Origin of the sequence: Brevundimonas fluminis, assembly GCF_003934285.1 — a bacterium.
In the GTDB taxonomy this organism is placed as follows: domain Bacteria; phylum Pseudomonadota; class Alphaproteobacteria; order Caulobacterales; family Caulobacteraceae; genus Brevundimonas; species Brevundimonas fluminis.
Window position 1 is genome coordinate 84,281 of the sequence record NZ_RQWJ01000005.1, and the last position, 19,910, is coordinate 104,190.

Annotated in this window: 25 protein-coding genes; 16 read left to right on the plus strand and 9 right to left on the minus strand. The window is 69.7% G+C overall.

Annotated features, from left to right (window positions below; genetic code table 11):
• Nucleotides 1-26 precede the first annotated feature (26 nt).
• Nucleotides 27-1,913 carry a beta-propeller domain-containing protein gene (locus tag EFJ44_RS12545; protein WP_164511916.1) on the minus strand — a complete coding sequence of 629 codons (1,887 nt, stop codon included), beginning with the start codon at nt 1,911-1,913 and terminating at the stop codon, nt 27-29.
• 130 nt (nt 1,914-2,043) lie between these two features.
• Here EFJ44_RS12545 and EFJ44_RS12550 point away from each other — a divergent pair, with 130 nt between their 5' ends.
• Both EFJ44_RS12550 and bfr read left to right on the plus strand, forming a co-directional pair.
• Entirely contained in the window at nt 2,044-2,229 is a 186-nt protein-coding gene (locus EFJ44_RS12550; protein WP_125257630.1) for a (2Fe-2S)-binding protein, read from the plus strand.
• A 130-nt stretch (nt 2,230-2,359) separates the two neighbouring features.
• Entirely contained in the window at nt 2,360-2,860 is a 501-nt protein-coding gene (bfr, locus tag EFJ44_RS12555) for a bacterioferritin (protein WP_125257569.1), read from the plus strand.
• Nucleotides 2,861-2,866: 6 nt separating this feature from the next.
• Here the strand turns inward: bfr and EFJ44_RS12560 are convergent, their stop codons facing one another.
• Entirely contained in the window at nt 2,867-3,592 is a 726-nt protein-coding gene (locus tag EFJ44_RS12560; RefSeq protein ID WP_125257570.1) for an ABC transporter permease, read from the minus strand.
• Nucleotides 3,592-4,533 (minus strand): ABC transporter ATP-binding protein, encoded by a 942-nt coding sequence (locus EFJ44_RS12565; protein ID WP_241209802.1) that lies wholly within the window; start codon nt 4,531-4,533, stop codon nt 3,592-3,594. Before EFJ44_RS12565 ends, EFJ44_RS12560 begins: the two co-directional genes overlap by 1 nt.
• Before the next feature lie 90 nt (nt 4,534-4,623).
• Here EFJ44_RS12565 and EFJ44_RS12570 point away from each other — a divergent pair, with 90 nt between their 5' ends.
• The 7 genes from EFJ44_RS12570 to EFJ44_RS12605 all read left to right on the plus strand — a co-directional run bounded on the left by EFJ44_RS12570 (nt 4,624) and on the right by EFJ44_RS12605 (nt 10,209).
• A complete protein-coding gene (locus tag EFJ44_RS12570) occupies nt 4,624-5,118 on the plus strand; it encodes a DUF2975 domain-containing protein (protein WP_125257571.1) in 495 nt (164 codons plus the stop codon).
• On the plus strand, nt 5,118-5,357 hold the full coding sequence (locus tag EFJ44_RS12575) for a helix-turn-helix domain-containing protein (RefSeq protein WP_125257572.1): 240 nt from the start codon (nt 5,118-5,120) through the stop codon (nt 5,355-5,357). The genes EFJ44_RS12570 and EFJ44_RS12575 overlap by 1 nt, the downstream gene beginning before the upstream one ends.
• 103 nt (nt 5,358-5,460) lie before the next feature.
• On the plus strand, nt 5,461-6,879 hold the full coding sequence (locus tag EFJ44_RS12580; RefSeq protein WP_125257573.1) for a cytochrome ubiquinol oxidase subunit I: 1,419 nt from the start codon (nt 5,461-5,463) through the stop codon (nt 6,877-6,879).
• On the plus strand, nt 6,876-7,907 hold the full coding sequence (cydB, locus tag EFJ44_RS12585) for a cytochrome d ubiquinol oxidase subunit II (RefSeq protein ID WP_125257574.1): 1,032 nt from the start codon (nt 6,876-6,878) through the stop codon (nt 7,905-7,907). The genes EFJ44_RS12580 and cydB overlap by 4 nt, the downstream gene beginning before the upstream one ends.
• Nucleotides 7,908-8,111: 204 nt before the next feature.
• Nucleotides 8,112-8,651 (plus strand): TspO protein, encoded by a 540-nt coding sequence (locus EFJ44_RS12595; RefSeq protein WP_125257576.1) that lies wholly within the window; start codon nt 8,112-8,114, stop codon nt 8,649-8,651.
• A gap of 89 nt (nt 8,652-8,740) precedes the next feature.
• Entirely contained in the window at nt 8,741-9,310 is a 570-nt protein-coding gene (gene efp, locus EFJ44_RS12600) for an elongation factor P (protein ID WP_125257577.1), read from the plus strand.
• Between the two features lie 92 nt (nt 9,311-9,402).
• Nucleotides 9,403-10,209: an inositol monophosphatase family protein gene (locus EFJ44_RS12605; protein ID WP_125257578.1), complete on the plus strand. Its 807-nt coding sequence runs from the start codon at nt 9,403-9,405 to the stop codon at nt 10,207-10,209.
• A 7-nt stretch (nt 10,210-10,216) separates the two neighbouring features.
• Here the strand turns inward: EFJ44_RS12605 and EFJ44_RS12610 are convergent, their stop codons facing one another.
• Entirely contained in the window at nt 10,217-12,061 is a 1,845-nt protein-coding gene (locus EFJ44_RS12610; protein WP_125257579.1) for an ABC transporter transmembrane domain-containing protein, read from the minus strand.
• A 135-nt stretch (nt 12,062-12,196) separates the two neighbouring features.
• Here EFJ44_RS12610 and rpmE point away from each other — a divergent pair, with 135 nt between their 5' ends.
• Together rpmE and EFJ44_RS12620 are read left to right on the plus strand one after the other, a co-directional pair.
• On the plus strand, nt 12,197-12,421 hold the full coding sequence (gene rpmE, locus EFJ44_RS12615) for a 50S ribosomal protein L31 (RefSeq protein ID WP_125257580.1): 225 nt from the start codon (nt 12,197-12,199) through the stop codon (nt 12,419-12,421).
• Between the two features lie 173 nt (nt 12,422-12,594).
• The gene (locus EFJ44_RS12620) at nt 12,595-14,151 is read left to right on the plus strand and encodes a L,D-transpeptidase family protein (protein WP_125257581.1); all 1,557 of its coding nucleotides are present in this window, start codon (nt 12,595-12,597) and stop codon (nt 14,149-14,151) included.
• 3 nt (nt 14,152-14,154) lie between these two features.
• Here the strand turns inward: EFJ44_RS12620 and rcdA are convergent, their stop codons facing one another.
• Nucleotides 14,155-14,670: a protease adaptor protein RcdA gene (rcdA, locus tag EFJ44_RS12625; protein WP_125257582.1), complete on the minus strand. Its 516-nt coding sequence runs from the start codon at nt 14,668-14,670 to the stop codon at nt 14,155-14,157.
• 102 nt (nt 14,671-14,772) lie between these two features.
• Nucleotides 14,773-14,976, minus strand: a complete 204-nt coding sequence (locus EFJ44_RS12630; RefSeq protein WP_125257583.1) for a DUF1192 domain-containing protein — start codon at nt 14,974-14,976, stop codon at nt 14,773-14,775.
• 78 nt (nt 14,977-15,054) lie between these two features.
• Between EFJ44_RS12630 and EFJ44_RS12635 the strand changes: the two genes are divergently transcribed.
• Nucleotides 15,055-16,026: an NAD(P)H-quinone oxidoreductase gene (locus EFJ44_RS12635; protein WP_125257584.1), complete on the plus strand. Its 972-nt coding sequence runs from the start codon at nt 15,055-15,057 to the stop codon at nt 16,024-16,026.
• Nucleotide 16,027: 1 nt separating this feature from the next.
• Here EFJ44_RS12635 and EFJ44_RS12640 read toward each other — a convergent pair whose 3' ends face one another.
• On the minus strand, nt 16,028-16,636 hold the full coding sequence (locus tag EFJ44_RS12640; protein ID WP_125257585.1) for a beta/gamma crystallin-related protein: 609 nt from the start codon (nt 16,634-16,636) through the stop codon (nt 16,028-16,030).
• 231 nt (nt 16,637-16,867) lie between these two features.
• Between EFJ44_RS12640 and EFJ44_RS12645 the strand changes: the two genes are divergently transcribed.
• Nucleotides 16,868-17,542, plus strand: coding sequence for a DUF1013 domain-containing protein (locus tag EFJ44_RS12645; protein WP_125257586.1), 675 nt, complete (start codon nt 16,868-16,870; stop codon nt 17,540-17,542).
• Between the two features lie 76 nt (nt 17,543-17,618).
• Here the strand turns inward: EFJ44_RS12645 and EFJ44_RS12650 are convergent, their stop codons facing one another.
• Nucleotides 17,619-17,789: a YdcH family protein gene (locus EFJ44_RS12650; protein ID WP_125257587.1), complete on the minus strand. Its 171-nt coding sequence runs from the start codon at nt 17,787-17,789 to the stop codon at nt 17,619-17,621.
• A 118-nt stretch (nt 17,790-17,907) separates the two neighbouring features.
• On the opposite strand from EFJ44_RS12650, the gene EFJ44_RS12655 reads away from it, so the two are divergent.
• The 3 genes from EFJ44_RS12655 to EFJ44_RS12665 are packed head-to-tail and all read left to right on the plus strand — an operon-like array spanning nt 17,908 to nt 19,228.
• Nucleotides 17,908-18,510, plus strand: a complete 603-nt coding sequence (locus EFJ44_RS12655) for a UbiX family flavin prenyltransferase (protein WP_125257588.1) — start codon at nt 17,908-17,910, stop codon at nt 18,508-18,510.
• Nucleotides 18,507-18,980, plus strand: a complete 474-nt coding sequence (locus tag EFJ44_RS12660) for a TIGR02444 family protein (RefSeq protein ID WP_125257589.1) — start codon at nt 18,507-18,509, stop codon at nt 18,978-18,980. Before EFJ44_RS12655 ends, EFJ44_RS12660 begins: the two co-directional genes overlap by 4 nt.
• Before the next feature lie 26 nt (nt 18,981-19,006).
• A complete protein-coding gene (locus EFJ44_RS12665; protein ID WP_125257590.1) occupies nt 19,007-19,228 on the plus strand; it encodes a YdcH family protein in 222 nt (73 codons plus the stop codon).
• Here the strand turns inward: EFJ44_RS12665 and EFJ44_RS12670 are convergent.
• On the minus strand, nt 19,225-19,803 hold the full coding sequence (locus EFJ44_RS12670) for a GGDEF domain-containing protein (RefSeq protein ID WP_164511917.1): 579 nt from the start codon (nt 19,801-19,803) through the stop codon (nt 19,225-19,227). The two genes, EFJ44_RS12665 and EFJ44_RS12670, sit on opposite strands and share 4 nt — an antisense overlap.
• Nucleotides 19,804-19,910 lie beyond the last annotated feature (107 nt).

A 19,910-nucleotide genomic window follows, 5' to 3' on the forward strand; every position in this document is an offset into this window, starting at 1 on the left:
GCCGATGCGCCGCGCCCGCTCCGCGGTCAATCCCCACGTGAGGCCGGGGGCGAAAAGTCCAGCCGCGCCACCTCATGCACTCCCCGTCCGTCCAGCCGACCTTCCACCAGCTCGTAGCCCAGAAGGGCGAACATGCGGTCTCCGAGGAAGATCGGCCGCGCATCGCCGTACCAATCCACGCACGATGCCCGGCAGCCGTCGTCGAAGCCTCTGCGCCGCGCTCCGCCCAGCGCGCCGAGGCCCGTGAGAGTCGCCCCTTCCCGGCGGACGAAGATCATGGAAACCCGTTCGGTCAGGTCCGCGGACGGATCCCGGCTCCAGTCGATCAGCGGCAGGGCCAAGGCGCCGCGCCGGCCGCCCGCGCCCGGGTCGCTTCTGAAGAAGAAGCCGTGACTGCGGGACTCCGCTTCGGCGCCTTCCAGACCGGACAGTCTGGCTGCGATCCGCCCCTCCTCAGACAGGTCCACCAGGTTCAGGGTCGTATGTTCGTGCCCGGTCACGACGAGGGCGTCCGTCCCGACGGGCTCGATCCGCCCCATGCGGCCGGTCATGTCCAGCCGGGTCACGCCGTGGCCGTCCAGTGAGGCCACCAGAAGGACGCTCTTCCTTTCCCCGAGGTCGGCGCCGATCAGCAGATGGTCGCCCACGAAGCGGTTCCGGATCGACCAGGAATCGCCGACCTGATCGTGCAGGCGGCGCATCTCGGGATCGCGCACGACGCCGGATCCGTCGCCGAACCGATGGAGCGGGAGCTGCAGCAGATGCAGGCTTCCGGCCGCGCCTCCCGGCCACATCGCATCGCCGGTCCCCTCGTCGGCGATGAGAACCTCCAGCGCCCCGGCCCGCTCCCTGAACGAGAACTGGTCGACGGGCATGCCCCGGGCGGCGATCGCCTGCGGAGCGCCCTCCGCCAAGGGAAGCCGCACCAGCGTCGCGGGAGTCGCCGCACGCCACGATCCTCGTGGACCCGGGCGAGCGGCCCACAGGTAGAGGGCGTCGGCCGAGGCGTAGAAGGTCCGCGCGTCTCCGCCGACGACGCCGCGCGCGCGACAGTCGAGCGGCACGCTGCCGACGTCGCAAACCGTCACGGCATGAAGGACCTGGGCCTCGAGGGGCGACGCGCGGTCCGCGGCGGAGAGATGAATGTCGCGGGGGCCGGCGATGGTGCGCCAAGGGGCGTCGCGGTCCGCGCTCCAGCGCCGCATCGCGGGCAGCACGTCTTCGGCCAGGACGCGGTCAGATCTCCGCCGACGCACCTCCAGCGGCAGAGGCGCGTAGAGGACGAGCCGGTCGCCGATCAATCGACTGGCGAAGTTGCCGCTCGAGTAGTAATCGGCCGTCCGGATCTGGTGCGCGTCGCGGAAGGCGAGGCGGCCCTCGGGAGAGAGGTCGAAGCGCACGATCTCCGTTGCCCCGGCCAGGTAGTCGTAGCCGATGACCAGGGCATGGTCGCCCGCCAGCAGAAGCTCGTCGTACCAGGCGCCGCGAGCGTCGGCGCCCGGTGGGAAGGCGTCGATCCGGTCGATCGCGCGCATGCCGCCGTCGGCCGTCGAGATGGTGAAGAGACGGCCGCGCCTCAGCACGACCAGGAGATCCCCCCGCGCCTTGACCAAGCCGCCCTCGTCGACGCCGACCTCCTGCACGTTCGTGATGGACGAGTCTTCCGAGTATCCGGCATCCGGCGGCGCCGCGGCGGCCTCCGAGGCGAACATATGCAACTCGACCGCCTCATCGGTGTGCTGCCGCGCCGAAGCGTCCAGCAGATCCGACCTCCTCTGCAGGAAGCCCTCGAGGTCGGCGACGTCGGCGAAGGCCGGGAGCGAAGGTCCCCGATCGGCCCGCGACGCCGCTCCTGCCGCCGCGCCGGCGACCGCCGCCGCCAACGTGAGCGCGAGGCTCGCCAGTGGTTTCATGAAATCCCTCCGTCGAGGAAGCTCAGCCGCAGTCCGTGGCGAATGGATGGCGCGCCCATGCGAACGACTTGCAATCGTCGGAACGAACCTGTTAAAGCGAACCAGTCGCATCTTGATCGAGTTCGCCCGCGTGTACGTCTGCAACTGCAACGGTCTTCGCCAGCGTGACGTCCGGCAGGCCATCGAGGCCGGGGCGACGCGTCCGCGCGACGTCTTCGCTCGCCACAAGTGCCAGGCCCAGTGCGCCAAGTGCGTATGCGACATGCGGAAGATGATCGACGAGACCTGTCGGGCCTACGCCATGGCGGCGGAATAGGCGCTTCCGACTTTCACTCGCATTTTCAATGTGATGAGAAGTGTTCGCAGGTGAACACTTCCTCTGGGCGCGTGTTATCCTGTCGTGACTCGAGGCCCTCCCCGGCCGACCCGCATCAAGGACAGCGCTCATGAAGGCCGACCCCGCGATCATCCGCACGCTCAACGCGGTGCTGACCAACGAGCTGACGGCGGTCAATCAGTACTTTCTGCACGCCCGCATGTTCGAAAGCTGGGGCCTGAAGCATCTCGGCAAGGTGATCTACGACGAGAGCATCGGCGAGATGAAGCACGCCGACATGCTGATCAAGCGGGTGCTGTTTCTCGACGGCCTGCCGAACCTGCAGGACCTGCATAAGCTGAAGATCGGCGAAACCGTGGTCGAATGCCTGGGCGCCGACCTGCAGCTGGAACGCGGCGGGCGCGAGACCCTGATCGCCGGAATCGCCCAGTTCGAGGAGGCCCGCGACTACGTGAGCCGCGAGATCCTGCAGCACATCCTGTCGGACACCGAGGAGCACATCGACTTCCTCGAGAACCAGTTCAAGCTGATCGAGATGATGGGCGAGCCGAACTACATCCAGTCGTCGCTGGGCGAGATCGGGCCGGACGGATCGGCGACGGGGAAGTGATCCCCGTCACCTGACCTCCCGCGCGCTGAGGTGGCTCAGGGCGAGGATCAGGACCAGGGCCCCCAGCCCGCCGCCCAGACCGAGGGCCACATTCACGCGCCACGCCTCGGTCGCCAGCATGTTCACCGGCATCTGCCAAGGGAAGAAGACGCCCGCCTCGGCCGCCGTCGCGACGACGGAGAAGAAGGTGCCGCCGATGCCGATCGCGAGGGCGGGCACGAAGCTGGCGAACCGCATGGCGGTCCAGAACTGGATCGCCGTCAGCAGGATCGCCGCAAGCCACATGCGCCCCACGACGGTGAGATGCTGCATCAGGGCGAGATCGCCGGTCGGCTCGAGCACCGGTTTGATCGTTGCGGCAGCCCGGACGGCGCCCCAGGTCACGGCGAGGTTGAGCAGGCTCATGGCGGCGACGAGGAGCAGCACGCACGCGGCCTTGGCGGCATAGGTCGTCCACCGCGGTCGAGGCAGGGCGCGCAGATGATCCCAGGCCTTCGGCCCATGCTCCATGTGCGCGACCAGCGCCGTCAGGGCGGTCACGCTCATGGGCAGCATGAAGAAGGCCCATATGCCGGCCGAACTGCCCATCCACATCTCCCATGCCATGGGCGCCTTTCCGCGCAACATGTTGAAGAAGATGAAGACGCCGATCAGGCAGGGCGCGGCGACGGCCAGCAGCAGGGCCAGCGAGCGGTTCAGCTTGCGGGCCTCTACGATCAGGGCGGTCAGCATCAGGCGAGCTCCTTGCTGCGTGCCGGCACGGCGTCGGGCGCCGAGGCCTGGCGATAGATTCCTTCCAGCGAGCGGGCGCGCGCGCCGATGGCGAAGACGCCGACCCCTGCGCCGACCATCGCGCGGGTGAGCGCCGCGACGACCGCGTCGTGATCCTCGCCCGGTCGCAGGCGGGCGATCAGACCGCCGTCGCCCGCGACGACCGTCAGGTCGTGGCCGCGCAGCACCCGCGTCGCCTTGGCGGCGTCGTCGACGCGCAGGGCGATCTCCGGCGCCTGATCCGCCTTCAGCCGTGCCAGTTCCCCCTCCAGCACCAGCCGCCCCTCGTGCACTATGCCGACGTGGGTGGCGGTCTGTTCGATCTCGCTGAGCAGATGGCTCGACAGCAGGACGGTCGCGCCGGTGCGATCCGGCAGGGACTTCAGGAAGCGGCGCATGTCGGCGATGCCGTCGGGGTCGAGCCCGTTGGTCGGTTCGTCGAGGATCAGCACCGGCGGCGCGCCGAGCATGGCGCGGGCCAGACCCAGCCGCTGGCGCATGCCCAGCGAATAGTCCGAGACGCGGCGGCGGCCGTTCTCCGTCATCTCGACCACCTCCAGAACCCGGTCGACCTCGGCGGCGGGAAGGCCCAGCAGGGTGCGGGTCAGGTCGAGGTTCTCGCGCCCCGAGAGGTTGGCGTAGAAGCCGTGCGCCTCAAGAAGAGCCCCGGTCTTGCGGGCCGCGGCGATGCGGTCCGCGGCGACGTCTACGCCTCCGACGCGCGCCGAACCGGCCGTGGGCTTCAGCAGGCCCAGCAGCATCTTGAGGGTCGTGGTCTTGCCCGCGCCGTTACGCCCGAGGAAGCCGTAGACGGCGCGCTCCGGCACCGTCATCGAAACGGAGTCGACGGCGGTGTGCCGGCCGAACCTGCGCATCAGGCCCCGTGTCTCGATCGCCGCCATGAGCCGCCTCGCTTGTTTAACTCCGAGCTAAAGTTGCAAAGCGACCGCGTTTAAGTCAAGATTAAAGATCAGACAGCTTCGGAGCCCCTCGTGAGCCAAGCCGACCTCACCCGTTTCCGCGCCATGTGCGGCCAGTTCCGCTGGCTGGCGGTGTTCATGGTGGTGAGCGTGGGCCTGCTGCTGGCACTGATCCACCTGATCTTTCCCGCCATGATCGCCGTCCGCGACGGCGCCCCGCCGCCGGGTTGGATCAACGGCGTGCTGTTCGCCTCGCCGACCGTCTTCTATCTGTTCGCCGTCTGGTCGATCGGCCGGGCGATGGGCCAGCTGGCGCGTGGCCGTCTGATCCAGACGACGTTGGCCAGCGCGCTGAGACGTGTGGGTCTGGCGTTGGGGACCGGGGGGGTGACCAGCGTCTTCCTGGTGACCAACCTGGCCCGCGTGCTGGAAGGCGGCCGCGGCGGCTGGCTGCACTTCGACGTGGCGGGGATGACCCTGGGCATGATCGGGGGCGCGCTGTTTCTGCTGGGCCGGGTCATGGAACAGGCCGGCCGGGTGCAGGCCGAGCTGGACGAGATGATCTGATGCCCGTGCGCGTGACGCTGGACGCGCTGATCGTCCGCAAGGGGCTGAAGGCCAAGGACCTGGCCCAGGAGGTCGGACTGTCGGAGACGCAGCTGTCCCTCTTCCGGTCGGGCAAGGTGAAGGGCATCCGCTTCCGCACCCTGGCGCGACTTTGCGCGGCGCTGGAGTGCACCCCCGGCGACCTGCTGGACTATGCGTTCGATCCGGCGGATCTTGATCCCGCTTCTGACGACGAGTGATCCGTTCGGGACGTGAGGCGTTCGCCCTGCGACCCCATGCCGACTGGCCACGACGGCCCGTCCGAAATATTCACCACTCCATGAAATCCGGAGCGGTCGCCTGATGGACTTCGACGCCCTGCTGCTCTCTCGGATGCAGTTCGCGTTCACGATCGCGTTCCACATCCTGTTTCCGGCCTTCACCATCGGGCTGGCGGCCTTTCTGGCGGTGCTGGAGGGGCTGTGGCTGTGGACGAAGCGGGACGCGTTCAAGACGCTGTACCTGTTCTGGATCAAGATCTTCGCCCTGAGCTTCGGCATGGGCGTCGTGTCCGGCGTGGTGATGAGCTACCAGTTCGGCACCAACTGGTCGGAGTTCATCCGCCTGACCGGCGGGGTCATCGGCCCGCTGCTGGCCTATGAGGTGCTGACGGCCTTCTTCCTCGAGGCGTCGTTCCTGGGCGTCATGCTGTTCGGCTGGAGCCGGGTGGGCAACAAGCTGCACTTCCTCTCGACCGTGCTGGTGGCGATCGGCACCACGATCTCGGCCTTCTGGATCCTGTCGGCCAACAGCTGGATGCAGACGCCCGCCGGGTTCGAAATCCTGCCAGACGGACGGTTCGTGGCGACGGACTTCTGGCAGGTGATCTTCAATCCCAGCTTCCCGTCGCGCCTGGCGCACATGCTGCTGGCGGCCTTCCTGACGACGGCGCTCGTGGTCGGCGCCGTATCCGCATGGCACTTGCTGAAGGCCCGCCGGAACCCGCACCACCCGGGGGTCGTGGAGAGCCGGGTCGGGCTCGTCATGGCCATAGGCCTGCTGGCCGTCGTCGCCCCGCTGCAGCTTGTGGTCGGCCACTGGTCGGGCGAGGTGGCTCACGAGCATCAGCCGTCCAAACTGGCCGCCATCGAGGGCTACTGGGAGACCCGTCCGGATCAGCCGCTGATCCTGTTCGGGATCCCCGACCGGCGCGTTCAGGACAATCATTTCGAGGTCGCGATCCCCGGGCTGGGCAACGTCGTCCAGAACGTGCCGCGCGACGAGGCGATCACGGGGCTGGACGCCTATGCCGTCGCGGACCAGCCGCCGCCGGTCATTCCCTTCTTCGGTTTCCGCATCATGGTGGGGCTGGGCCTGCTGATGATCGCCCTCGGCCTGTGGGGCGCATGGCTCACGTTGCGCATGAAGGTGTTCGCGAGCCCCGCCTTTCTGCGCTTCGCGGTGGCCATGGGGCCATCCGGCTTCATCGCCGTGCTGGCCGGTTGGATGGTGACGGAGGTCGGTCGCCAGCCCTGGGTGGTCTATGGCGTGCTGCGGACGGCGGACGCCGTGTCGCCCGTGCTGGCCAGTCAGGTGGCGACGTCGCTGACGGCTTACGTCGTCGTCTATGCCATCGTGTTCACCGCAGGCGCCCTGTTCATCCTGCGCCTGATGGCGGAGGGGCCGGTGGCGGCGGTGACCGAGCCGGAGCCGCGTCAGGACAGACCGCCGGGCTGGGCCCTGGCCAAGGCCCCCGAAGACGCGCCGGGAGACCCGTCATGAGCCCGGACCTTCCGCTGATCTGGGCCGGGCTGCTGGCGGTGGCCGTGCTGCTCTACGTCCTGCTGGACGGGTTCGATCTGGGCATCGGCATCCTGTTTCCGTTCGCGCGGTCCAAGGAGGACCGGGACGTGATGATGAACACCGTCGCCCCGGTGTGGGACGGCAACGAGACCTGGCTGGTGCTGGGCGGCGGGGGACTGCTGGCGGCCTTCCCGCTGGCCTACTCGATCCTGATGCCCGCGCTTTACCTGCCGGTGCTGCTGATGCTGGGCGGGCTGATCCTGAGGGGCGTGGCGTTCGAGTTCCGCTTTCGGGCGCGCAGGCGGGGCCGGGCCTTCTGGACGCGGATGTTCGCCGGCGGCTCGATGCTGACCACCTTCGCGCAAGGGCTGATCCTGGGCGGCTTCATCCAGGGCGTGACCGTGATCGACGACCGGTTCGCCGGCGGCCAGTTCGACTGGCTGACGCCCTACACCCTGCTGGTCGCATGCGGCCTGACCGCGGGATACGCCCTTCTGGGCGCGACGTGGTTGATGCTCAAGACGAAGGACGACCTGCACGGCGACGCCCGCCGCTGGGCGCGATGGTCGGCGGCGGCGACCGCCGTCCTGCTGGTCCTCGTCAGCGTCGCAACCCTGCTGGTGCATCACCGCGTCGGCCTGCGCTGGGGCGTCGACGTGGCGGAGATGCAGATCCGCTGGGACATGCTGGCGCCGCGCCTGGCCATCCCGGGGCTGGGCCTCGTCGGTCTGGGACTGGTCTTTGCGGGCCTGAGGCGCGGCTCGCACGTGAGACCGTTCGTCGGCGCGCTGGTGGTGTTTCTGTCAGGCTACCTGGGATTGGCGGTCGGCTTCATGCCCTACGTCGTGCCCTATGCGATCGACTTCCGGCAGGGGGCGGCGCCCGACAACGCCCTGGGGCTCATGCTCGTCGGCGCGGTCGTGATCATCCCCATGATCCTGGCCTACACGGCCTGGGTCTACTGGGTCTTCCGGGGAAAGGTCGATGCGGAGAGCGGCTATCATTAGACCCCGGCCTCCCGCCGAGCCGGGGACGCCGCCCCCGCCCTTGTGGCGAAGGCTGGCCTGGTTCCTCGGGCTCTCCCTCGCATCGGCCGGAGCGGTGGCCGCGGTCGCCTATGCCCTGCGCGCCCTGCCCTTCATGGGCGCGGGCTGAGCGGAACCGCCGGCGCGGTCGCGGGCTTTTCCCTCCGTCAACCGAGGAGGCCCCGCATGAGCGTCGAAGACACCCTGGACCAGGCGCTGGACGGCGCGGCGGAGTTCCTGAACGCGGGAGACCGCCCGGCGCACCATGTCGCGCTCGGTCTGGCGCTGACGGTAGGCTTCGCTCTCGCCTCGGCCGCTCTGGCCAAGGGCGTCGTAGAGCCGCGCCGGCGCAGCCGGGCGCAGGCGCTGCGGCGTGAGGGCCCGGTCACCGAGCGACCGCGCGGCTCCCTCGGCCTGCTGATCCCGGCGGTGTTCTCCGCCACGACGCTCTCGGCCCTTCGCGTCTGGAACGCGCCGTCGCGCAAGGAGCGTACGACCGCCCTGTCGCTGTGGGCGGTGGCGCAGGCGGCCAATGCGGCGCTGCTGGCCTTCCGCCCGTCCAGCCGCGCGGGCCAGATCGCGGCGGCGATGACGTCGGCGGGGCTGGCGGCCGCGTTCGCCCACGAGGCGCGCCGCGTGGACGTTGGCGCGGGCAAGCTGGCGGCCCCGTTCGGCGCCACCACGCGGATCGCCAACCGCGTCGAGGATCGGGCGACGCTGCACTGACCGTCCTTGCCCGGACCCGGCCGATCCTCTAGGGACTGCGCCCGTTCCGCGCGCCGCGTCGGCCGCGCCTCCAGACAGCGAATTCTCCGATGGCCAAGATCAACGGCAACACCATCAAGCCGGGCATGGTGCTCCAGCACAACGGCGGCCTGTGGGTCGTGACCAAGGCCAGCCACGTCAAGCCCGGCAAGGGCGGCGCCTTCGCCAACGTCGAGGCCAAGAACCTCGAAACCGGCAACAAGCTGAACGAGCGCTTCCGCTCGGAAGACAAGGTCGAGCGCGTCACGCTGGAGCAGAAGGATTTCTCCTACCTGTACGACGGCGGCGACAGCCTGGTGTTCATGGACGACGCCACCTACGAGCAGATCGAGCTGCAGAAGGACTGGGTGGGCGAAGAGCGCATCCCCTACCTGCAGGAGGGCATGAAGGTCGTCATCGAGATGCACGAAGAGCGTCCGATCGGACTGGAGCTGCCGGAGCAGGTCACCCTGACCGTCGCCGAGACCGAGCCGACGGTGAAGGGCCAGACGGCCTCGTCCTCCTACAAGCCCGCCATCGCCGACAACGGCGTGCGCATCATGATCCCGCCCTACATGTCGGCCGGCGAGCGCATCGTCGTCGACACGACCACGGGCGAATACGTCCGCCGCGCGGACTGACTTCCGCGGCTCCGACCGGGGCCGTCAGCGTTTGAACTTCTCCGCATGACCGGGCCGCGCGCCTTTGAGGTCATGCGGACCAGGAGATCCCCATGGCCCTCGCCTCCGCCCTCTTGCAAGTGATGATGGACGCGGTCCGCAAGACCGCCCGTCCGATGGTCCGCGATTTCGGCGAGGTCGCCCAGCTTCAGGTGTCGCGCAAGGGGCCTGCGGACTTCGTCACCGCCGCGGACGTCAAGGCGGAGCAGACCCTGTTCGAACTGCTGACCAAGGCCCGCCCCGGCTACGGCTTCCTGGGCGAGGAGCGCGGCATGATCGAGGGGACGGACAAGACCCACACCTGGATCGTCGATCCCATCGACGGCACGACCAACTTCATGCACGCCATGCCGCAGTTCGCGATCACCGTGGCCCTGCAGCGCACCGACCACGACGGCCGCGCCGAGATCGTGGCGGGCGTGACCTACAACCCCGTGCAGAACGAGATGTTCTGGGCCGAGAAGGGCAAAGGCGCGCACCTGAACGACACGCGCATCCGCGTGTCGGGGCGCAAGGACCTGGCCGACGGCCTGATCTCGACCGGCCTGCCCTTCCTGGGACGTCCCGGCCATGCGCAGGCGATCAAGGACCTGCACGGCGTGGGCCAGCGCGTGGCCGGCATCCGCCGCCTCGGCGCCGCCTCGCTGGACCTGGCCTGGACCGCCTGCGGCCGGTACGACGCCTTCTACGAGCGGGGCCTGAACATCTGGGACGTGGCGGCCGGCGTGCTGCTGGTCACCGAGGCGGGCGGTGTGGTCACCACCGTCGACGCCGATGGCGACCCGCTGAACGGCAAGCAGATCGTCGCGGGCGGCCCGGACATGCAGGCGAACCTGCGCAAGGTGCTGCAGGCGGCCTGACCCGTCCTCACTCGCCCCTGAACTGAAGCTCGGCCAGACGGGAATACAGGCCGCCGCGGGCGACCAGGTCGTGGTGCGTCCCCTCCTCCACCACCCGGCCTCCGTCCATGACGACGATGCGGTCGGCGCGCAGGACCGTGGCCAGACGGTGGGCGATGACGAGAGTGGTGCGCTCCTCCATCGCCTGATCCAGCGCCGCCTGCACCAGGTGTTCGTTCTCCGAATCGAGGGCGCTGGTGGCCTCGTCCAGCAGCAGTATGGGGGCATGGCGGATCAGCGCGCGGGCGATGGCCAGGCGCTGGCGCTGGCCGCCCGACAGGGTTTTGCCCCGCTCGCCCAAGGGGGTGTCGAACCCCTGCGGCAGGGCCTCGATGAAGGTTCGGGCCTGCGCACGGCCGGCGGCGTCCATGATTTCGTCGTCCGTCGCTGTCTCACGGCCGAATCGCACGTTTTCGGCGGCGGAGCCGGAGAACAGCGGCGCCTCCTGCGAGACCCAGGCGAAGCGGTCGCGCACCTGACCGGGATCGGCCTCGCGGACGTCGACGCCGTCGACCAACACCACGCCGCTCTGCGGGTCGTAGAAGCGCAGCAGCAAGCGGAAGACGGTGGACTTGCCGGCGCCCGACGGGCCGACCAGGGCGACGGTCTCGCCGGGACGCACGGTCAGGGAGAAGCCGTTCAATGCCGGCAGGTCCGGCCGGCCCGGATAGGCGAAGTCGACGCCGGACATCGAAACCTCGCCGCGTGGCGGCGAGGGCAGGACGCGAGGCGACGCCGGAGCCGCGATCAGCGGCTCGGCCCGCATCAGCTCGTCTATCCGTTCCATGGCGCCGGCGGCCTTCTGGACGTCGCCCCAGCTTTCGCCCAGCGCGCCGACGGCGCCGCCGGCGAAGGTGGACAGCAGGACGAACTGCAGCAGGGCGCCCGGGCTCATGCGGCCCGCGATCACGTCCTGGGCGCCGAGCCAGAGCACCAGCGTCACGCCGCCGAACATCACGCCGATGATCAGAGCGGTCATGACGGCGCGGGCCTGCATGCGCCTGATCGAGGTGGCGAAGGACGCCTCGACCGCCGCCTCGAAGCGGCGGACGGCGGTGGCCTCGCGCCCGAAGGCCTGGACCGTCTCGACGCCGTCCACGCTCTCTCCGGCCGAGGCGACGGCCTCGGCGAAGGCGTCCTGGGTCTTGACCGTCAGGCGGCGCACGACCCGACCGAACAGGAAAAGCGGCACGATCAGGACCGGCACGATCAGAACCACCAGCCCGGTCAGCTTGGGCGAGACGAAGAACAGCAGGATGATCGCTCCGATCAGCGTCAACAGGTTGCGCAGGGCGTAAGAGACCGACGTTGTCAGCAGCGTCTCGACGAGAGCGATGTCGGTGGTCAGCCGCGAGAGCACCTCGCCGGTGCGCATCTTCACGTAGAAGCCGGGGTCCAGGGTCAGCACGCGCCGGAACAGTCCCTCGCGCAGGTCGGCGACGATGCGCTCGCCCGTGCGGGTGACGAAGTAGTAGCGGAACGCCGTGGCCAGGCCGAGGAACAGGGCGTTCAGGCCCAGCAGACCGAACCAGAAGTTCAGGCCGGCGCCGCCGCTGAGGAAGCCGTTGTCGATGGCGCCCCGCGCCGTCACGGTCAGGCCGAGCGAGGCGGCGGTGGACAGGAGCAGCCACAGCGCCGCCATCCCCGCATGGCCCGAATGGGCCGCCGCATAGGGCAGCAGGCGCGCGAGCGGCCGGACGTCCTTGCTGCGCGCGCGACGCTCGCCGGCCTCGGACATCCTCTCGGTCAGCTGGGCGCCGGCGCCGGGGCGGCCGGCGGCGGAGGGATCGGCGGAGGCGGGGGCGTCGGTCATGGCCGCGCCTCTTGCCCCGGAACCGTCTCCGGTGTAAACGCCCGCGCTCGCCGCAGGCCCCGTCTGCGGCTCACGTCATTTCAGCGCACCGACGGTCGGCATCGTCACCGCGCGTTTCTGGACCGGATCATCGCCATGAAGGCCGACACCCACCCCGACTACCACTTCATCACCGTGACGATGACGGACGGCACCACCTATCAGACGCGCTCGACCTATCAGAAGGAAGGCGCGACGCTGAACCTGGACATCGACCCGCTGACGCACCCGGCGTGGACCGGCGGCAACGCCCATCTGATGGACCGCGCCGGCCGCGTCTCGAAGTTCAACAACAAGTTCGGCGGCTTCATCAAGAAGTGACGCCCTCCGCGCGTGTGCGCGGAGACACAGGATGCGACTTCGCGTCGCCGCAGCGCCGGTCCGGAAGGGCCGGCGCTTTCGATTCGGCCGGAACGTCGATAAGCTGACCGACGTTTCCCATATGGGGCGCGGGCGGCGAACGCCGTCGCCCGGAACCGTGAGACGGACCGAGCATGAATCGTCGAGAATTGGGCTTGGGCGCCGCGATGGCGGCCCTGACGGGCGCAGCCGCTCCGGCCATGGCCCAGTCCCGGGACCCCGACGCGGTCCAGTTCTACAACACCTTCAACGATCAGCTGGCGCGTCTGCCCGCCACGCTGCAGCCGGACGTCCGCGCCTTCTACGAGAAGAACGGCTGGACCCCCGTGTGGACGCCCGCCCGCCTGCAGCAGCTGCGGACCGTGGCCTCGCGCGCGGAGCGCCACGGGCTGGCCGAGGGCGATCACTTCGACTTCCCGAGGCTGGCCGCCGACCGCGCCCGGTCGGAGATGCTGACGACGGCCGCCCTGCTGTCCTACTGCCGCGTCCTGTCCGAAGGTCGCATCCGTCCCGAGATGGTCGAGGACCTGTGGGAGATGCGCAAGAACCGCGTCGACCTGCCGACCGGCCTGCACGACGCCCTGGCGCGCGACGCCCTGCTGGACTGGGCCGAGGGACTGGCCCCCACGGACATCGGTTACGCCAACCTGTCGGCCGGCTACGTCCGCTATCGCCGCCTGATCCGCGACGGCGGCGGCTGGCCCACGTTCCGCGTCGGCGCGAACATCGAGCCCGGCCAGAGCGACGCGCGCATCCCCGTGCTGATCGAACGCCTGATGGCGGAGGGCGACATCTCGGCGCCGGACGGCGCGCGCCTGCTGGCCGAGGGGATCGTCTACGGGCCGGAACTGCAGGAGGCCGTGCGCGGCTTCCAGGTGCGGCACGGGCTGCTGGGCGACGCGCGCATCGGTTCGGGCACCCAGCGCTCGCTGTCGGCCAGCGCCGAGAACCGCGCCCGCCAGATCGCCCTGAACCTCGAACGCCGCCGCTGGCTGGCGCGCGACGTTCCCGACGAGCGCATCGAGGTGAACACCGCCGCGGCCATCATGGTCTACTGGAAGGACGGTCGTCCGGTTCATTCCAACCGGGTCGTGGTCGGCACGCCGGCGAACCAGACGCCCAGCCTGGAGCGGCCCTTCGCCTCGGTGGTCGCCAATCCGCCCTGGTACGTGCCCGCCGGCATCGCGCGGAACGAAATCCTGCCCAAGGGCCCCGGCTATCTGGCCGCCAACGACATGTACATCCAGAACGGGACGGTCATCCAGCGCGCCGGACCGCGCTCGGCTCTGGGCTACGTCAAGTTCGAGCTGCAGGACAGCTACGCCATCTTCCTGCACGACACGCCGTCCAAGGCGGCGTTCAACAACGCCTATCGCCATCGTTCTCACGGTTGCGTGCGGGTGCAGGGCGCGGTCGACTTCGCCCGCCTGCTGCTGTCGCCCGATCCGGTCAAGCTGGCCGAGTTCGACGCGGCGCAGGACAACCGCCGGACCACGCGCGTGACCACGGGCCGCGAGATCGGGGTGCGCCTGCTGTACTGGACGGCCTTCGTCGACGGTCAGGGCCGCGTCGCGTTCCGCGAGGACGTCTACAAGCGCGACGACAAGCTGGCCGACGCCCTGGGCATCGCGGTGAACCTGCCGGCCCCGGTCATCGACGGCCGCGCGGACGAGAACGACGTCGGGCCGTAAGGATCAGTTCCTGAAGGCCGCAGTCAGCCGGTCCATCTGGCTGAGCACCGGGTTCACCGGAACTTCGGCCTCCGCGTCGACGTACATGCGGCGGTCGAGGTGCAGGGCGCGTTCGTACAGGCGCTCGGCGCGGACGACGTGCTCGATCAGGGCGATCGGCAGATCCGGATGGCTGGGCTCGGTGCGCAGGCGCAATGAGGCGAGACGGTAGCGCGCGTCGCAGGCGGCTTCTGCGGTCATGTCGCCCTCGCGCACCGCGCGCTGAACCAGCAGCCATGAGGCCATCTGCATCAGGCGCGTGGTCAGAGACATGCTTTCCGAGGCATAGGCCAGAGCGGCGGCGCGGCTGAGCAACTTGGATTCCCGCCGCCCGTCGCCGTCCAGATATGCGGCGACCTCCTCGACCAGTTCCATACCCTCGCGGAAGGTGCGCTCGAACAGCTCGGAGGCGGCGAACTCGCGCACCACGACCGCACGCGGCCGACCGGAGGCGACGTCGGGACCGGCGTCGTCAATCATGGAATCCATCGACAGCATACGGGAACGCTCTTGGCACGCGCGGACGGACGGGGCCCGCAGCCCTTGCGCGTGCAACGGTCATGCCAGCGCCGCCCACCCGCGTCACTGACCGAAATTGAACAGGGCGTCAGCCGCCGACTTGCGCTCGGCCTTGCGCTGCATGGCCGCGCGCGTCCGGGCGATCTCGGCCTCCAGGGCGGCGATGCGCTCCTGACAGTCCTCGACGGAGTGCAGGTCCAGGTCCTCCCGTCCCAGTTCGGCCAACGGACCGCGAACGCGCTGGGGCTCCAGATCCTCGAACGACATGACGGCCTCCTTGGCGGCGAGCGGCGCAGCCCTCTATGAAGCGCCGGGGCGCGACGATTGGCAAGCAGCGAGGGCCGGATGCGGGCGATCGGGATCGAGGGCGGGTCGGGGCCGGCGGAAGCGCTGCGCATGGTCGAGCTACCCGATCCGACGCCGGGCCCGGGCGAAATCCTGATCCACGTGCGGGCCGCGGGCGTGAACCGGCCAGACCTGCTGCAGAGGGCAGGTCTGTATCCGCCGCCGCCGGGCGCCAGCGCCGTTCCGGGACTGGAAGTCGCGGGGACGGTCGCCGCGCTGGGAGCGGGAGCGACCCGCTGGCGCGTCGGAGAGGAGGTCTGCGCGCTGCTGGGCGGCGGCGGCTATGCGGAACTGGCCGTGGTGGACGCCCGACACGCGCTGCCCGTTCCGGAAGGTCTCGACCTGATCAAGGCCGCCGCCCTCCCCGAGACGGTGATCACCGTCTGGGCCAACGTGTTCGAGGCCGGGGCGCTGAAAGCCGGGGAGACCCTGCTGCTCCATGGCGCCACCAGCGGCATAGGCGTCACGGCGATCCGGATGGCGAAGGCGCACGGGGCGCGCGTGATCGCCACCTCGCGCGGCGCCGAAAAGGCGCGGGCCGCGGCAAGTCTGGGCGCGGACGTCAGTCTGGACGCGACGGCGGTCGATCTGGCAGCGGCGGTGCGGGAGGCGGGCGGCGCGGACGTCATCCTGGACATGGTCGGCGCGGCCTATGCCGCGGTGAACCAGACGGCGCTGAACCCCTTCGGCCGCTGGGTGGTGATCGGGACCCAGTCGGGGGCGCTGGCGGAGATAGACCTGACGCGGCTGATGCTGAAGCGTCAGGTGCTGACGGGATCGACGCTGAGGTCGCGGCCGGCGGACGAAAAGGCGCGGCTGATCGCGGAGGTCGAACGGGTCGTCTGGCCGTGGGTCGCGGCCGGGCGGGTCAGGCCGCCGATCGACGCGACCTTCCCCCTGGACCGGGCGCGGGACGCCCACCTCCGGCTGGAGGCGGGCGTCCACGTCGGCAAGATCGTGCTGACGGTCTGACCTACCAGCGACCTCCGCCGCGCACCGGGCGCATGGACGAGATGCGGTCGTTCAGGCCGGTGTTGCCGAGGTTGCGGACGTCGCCGTCGAGGGTCTGGCAATAGCCGCGGAAGTAGGCGTCGGTGCACACTTCCCACCGGCCGCGCAGCTGGATCGAGCTGATGCGGTCGTTGAACCCGGTGTTGGACAGGTTCGGCATCTCGCCGTCGATCCGTTGCGACGCGCCGCGGAAGTTGGCGTCGGTGTAGATCACCGCCGAGCCGCGGCCGCCGCCCCAGCCGCCGCCGGGACGGTCGTCGCCCCAGCCGCCGCCCGGACGTCCCGGACGATCCTCGTACTGTCCGCGATGCGGCCCGCAGACCAGGCGACCGTCGTCGTTGGCGATGTTGTACGGGCCGCACTGGGCCAGCTCGATCGACGTGCCGCGCATGCGGCCCTGGCGGTCGCGGCAGTCGGCGTACAGCCGGCCGCGGTTGACGTATTCTTCCTGACAGCTGTCGCGATAGCTGCCCCGCGGGGCGACCCGTTGGGCCCCCGGATCCTGGGCGAAGGCCGGATCCTGGGCGGCCAGGCTGAGCATGGCCACCGCGGCCAGTTCGACAATCGACATGGTTCCCTCCTCGAGAATCTCTCCGACGCAAAACGCGTCCTGGGGAGCGTTGTTCACCCTGCCAGATGAACCTTGGCTGTATGGAGTCGTCGGCGATCCTGCAGACGTGGTTTTCGTTCCCTTTTCGAACGAACCCACCTATAGGGATTTCATTCCGCGCCCGGCCGAAAGGTCGGGCGCCGTCATTTCCGGCGCGTCGCATTCGCTGCGGCCGCCCCGCAGGGAAACGTCATGACCGACATCCTCATGCCCAAGGCCACCGCGGTCTGGCTGGTCGAGAACACCTCGCTGACCTTCGAGCAGATCGCCGACTTCTGCGGCCTGCATCCGCTGGAAGTGCGGGGCATCGCCGACGGCGACGTGGCGCGCGACATCCGCGGGGCCGATCCGCTGGTTAACGGCCAGCTGACCCGCGAGGAGCTGGACAAGGCCCAGAACGACGACTCCTATCGCATGAAGGCCGTGGTCAGCCGCCACGCCGAATTGCTGAAGTCGGCGAAGCCGGCGCCGAAGTACACGCCCGTCTCGCGCCGTCAGGACCGTCCGGACGCCATCATGTGGTTCGTCAAGAACCATCCCGAGGTGACCGACGCCCAGATCGCCAAGATGCTGGGCACCACCAAGGCGACCATCGAGAGCGTTCGCAACCGCACGCACTGGAACACGGCCAACATCAAGCCGGTGGACCCCGTGACGCTGGGTCTGGTCGGTCAGCTGGCGCTGGACGAACTGGTGAAGAAGGCGGCCGAGAAGAAGGCGCGCGACGACGCGAAGTCGGGCGGCGCGACCCTGGCCGCCGCCGGTCAGGCCGAAGAGACCCCGGCCGAACCGGAATTCGTGCCGGAAGAGCGGGAGCGCCCGGGCGCCGAGCCCACGGCCGAGTCGGTTTTCGGCACACGCGACTGACGCGAAACGAAGACGGCCCCGGGGATCATCCCCGGGGCCGCCGTTCCGTCGGTGATTTCGGATCGGGGCCGATCCGCTAGCGCGCGTCCTGCAGCGCGTTGATCTGGTCCTTCAGCCTGAGCTTCTGCAGCTTCAGCGCCTTCAAGTGCAGCGAGTCCGCGGCAGGTCGGCCCGTTTGGCGCTCAATCTCCGATTCCAGAGAGCGGTGACGGTTTCCCAGTTCGCGAATACGAGCCTCGATGGTCATGGCTTGCGCCTCCATGTCTTAGGGACAAGAGCAGTGAGCCTCGCTATTGACGACCTGTGGAATCACATTCCGGTGACGCTCGCCAAGCGCGATGCCCGAATCCAGCCTGGACGCGAAAATGGCCGATGATGTGAACGGAGCCGTATCGGAACGCCCCCGGGTGGTGGTCGGAATCTCGGGCGCCTCGGGGGTGATCTACGGCTTGCGGGCGCTGGAGGCGCTGCGGGAGCTGGGCGTCGAGACCCATCTCGTCGCCACGAAGGCGGCCCTGCTGACCCTGTCGCAGGAGACCGAGCTGTCGGCCGACGACCTCGCGGCCCGCGCCGACGTGACGCACCGGTTGGCGGACGTCGGGGCTTCGATCGCCTCGGGCAGTTTCCGGACGCTGGGCATGATCGTGGCCCCCTGCTCGGTGCGCACGATGAGCGAAATCGCGACGGGCGTGACCTCGTCCCTGCTGACCCGCGCCGCCGACGTGACGCTCAAGGAACGCAGGCCGCTGGTGCTGATGGTGCGGGAGACGCCGCTGCACCTGGGCCATTTGCGCACCATGACCGCGCTCGCCGAGATGGGCGCGATCATCGCCCCTCCGATGCCGGCGTTCTACGCCCGGCCCGCGTCGCTTGAGGAAGTGGTCGACCAGTCGGTCGGGCGGGCCCTGGACGCGCTGGGACTGAACTGGTCGTCGACGCGTCGCTGGACGGGCATGCGTCCCGGATGAGCGACGCGACGGCTCTGTGGGCGTGGGCCGTCCGGGCCTATGGCCGGGAGGGGGTCGCCGAGACCTGCCTGTCCCTGCAGGATCGGGATGAACAGAACGTGCCTCTGCTGCTGTTCGGGGCCTGGTGCGCCGCGACCGGCCGCGCGCTGGACGACGAAACGGTCGAAGCGGCCTGCGACGTCGCGCGGGTCTGGGGCGAAAAGGCCATCGCGCCGCTGCGCGCCGTGCGCCGGGCGCTGAAGGCGCCGCTGATCGACATGGACGGCGACGCGCGGGAGGCCGTCCGTGCGCAGGTGAAGGCGGTCGAGTTGGAAGCCGAGCGGCGGCTGCTGGCGGACCTCGCCGCGCTGACCGGGCCGCCCGGCGCGCCCCGTGCTCCCCTGCCCGAACTGGTCCGGCTGTCGCGGTCTTGGGGCGGCCCCCTGCCCCGGCCCGTGCTGGCCCGTCTGGCCGAACGCCTCTCTGCGTGACATAAGCCGCCGCGCGGACGAGGCTCATGAACGACGAACAGGTTCCCGACGAAGTCGAACTGGCCCTGCGCAAGCGGCTGACCGAGCTGCAGCAGGAGCATGCGGACCTCGACGCGTCGATCGACGCCCTGAGCCGCATGCCCATCCCGGATCAGCTGATGATCGCGCGCCTGAAGCGGAAGAAGCTGACGCTGCGGGACGAGATCGTGAAGATCGAGGCGCGGATCCTGCCGGACATCATCGCCTAGCGGCCGCGCTTGCGCACCCACATCGCCGCGTCGGCCTCGGCCAGCCAGACCTCGGGGTCCTGCTGAGCCGCGAAGGCGCGGACGCCGAAAGACCCGCCCAGGACGGCCGGGTGGCCTTCCCAGCGGAAATCCTCGGCGGCCAGAGCTTCCGAAAGACGACGGGCCTTCTCGCGTCCCTCGTCCAGACCTGCGTTGAGCATCAGCAGGCCGAACTCGTCGCCGCCCAGACGGCCCACGGCGTCGGATTCGCGCAGGTTGGCGACCAGCAGCTCCGCGACGCGGACCAGCGCCGCGTCGCCCGCCGCATGGCCCAGGACGTCGTTGACCGACTTGAACCCGTCCAGGTCGAGATAGAGGAGGCAGGCAGGCGTCCGGTGACGCCGGCAATAGGCCATGGCGCGGTTCAACGCCTCGACGAACCCGCGGCGGTTCAGAGTCGGAGTCAGCACGTCGTGATCGGCCGCCGCCTCGGCGGCCTCGGCGCGCGCGCGGAGCTCGGCCACCTCGGCGCGCAGGCGTTCCACCTCGGCCAGCAGGTCGGCGTCGGACCGGACTTTGGCGGCGGACAGGGACACGGCGCACTCGGGAAGGACGCGACTCAGCCGGCGGCGTCCCCGCGATCCTATCCGCCCCGGTTGCGGGCGCAACGCGAACGCCGTAAACCCCGCGCTTTCCGCGCGAG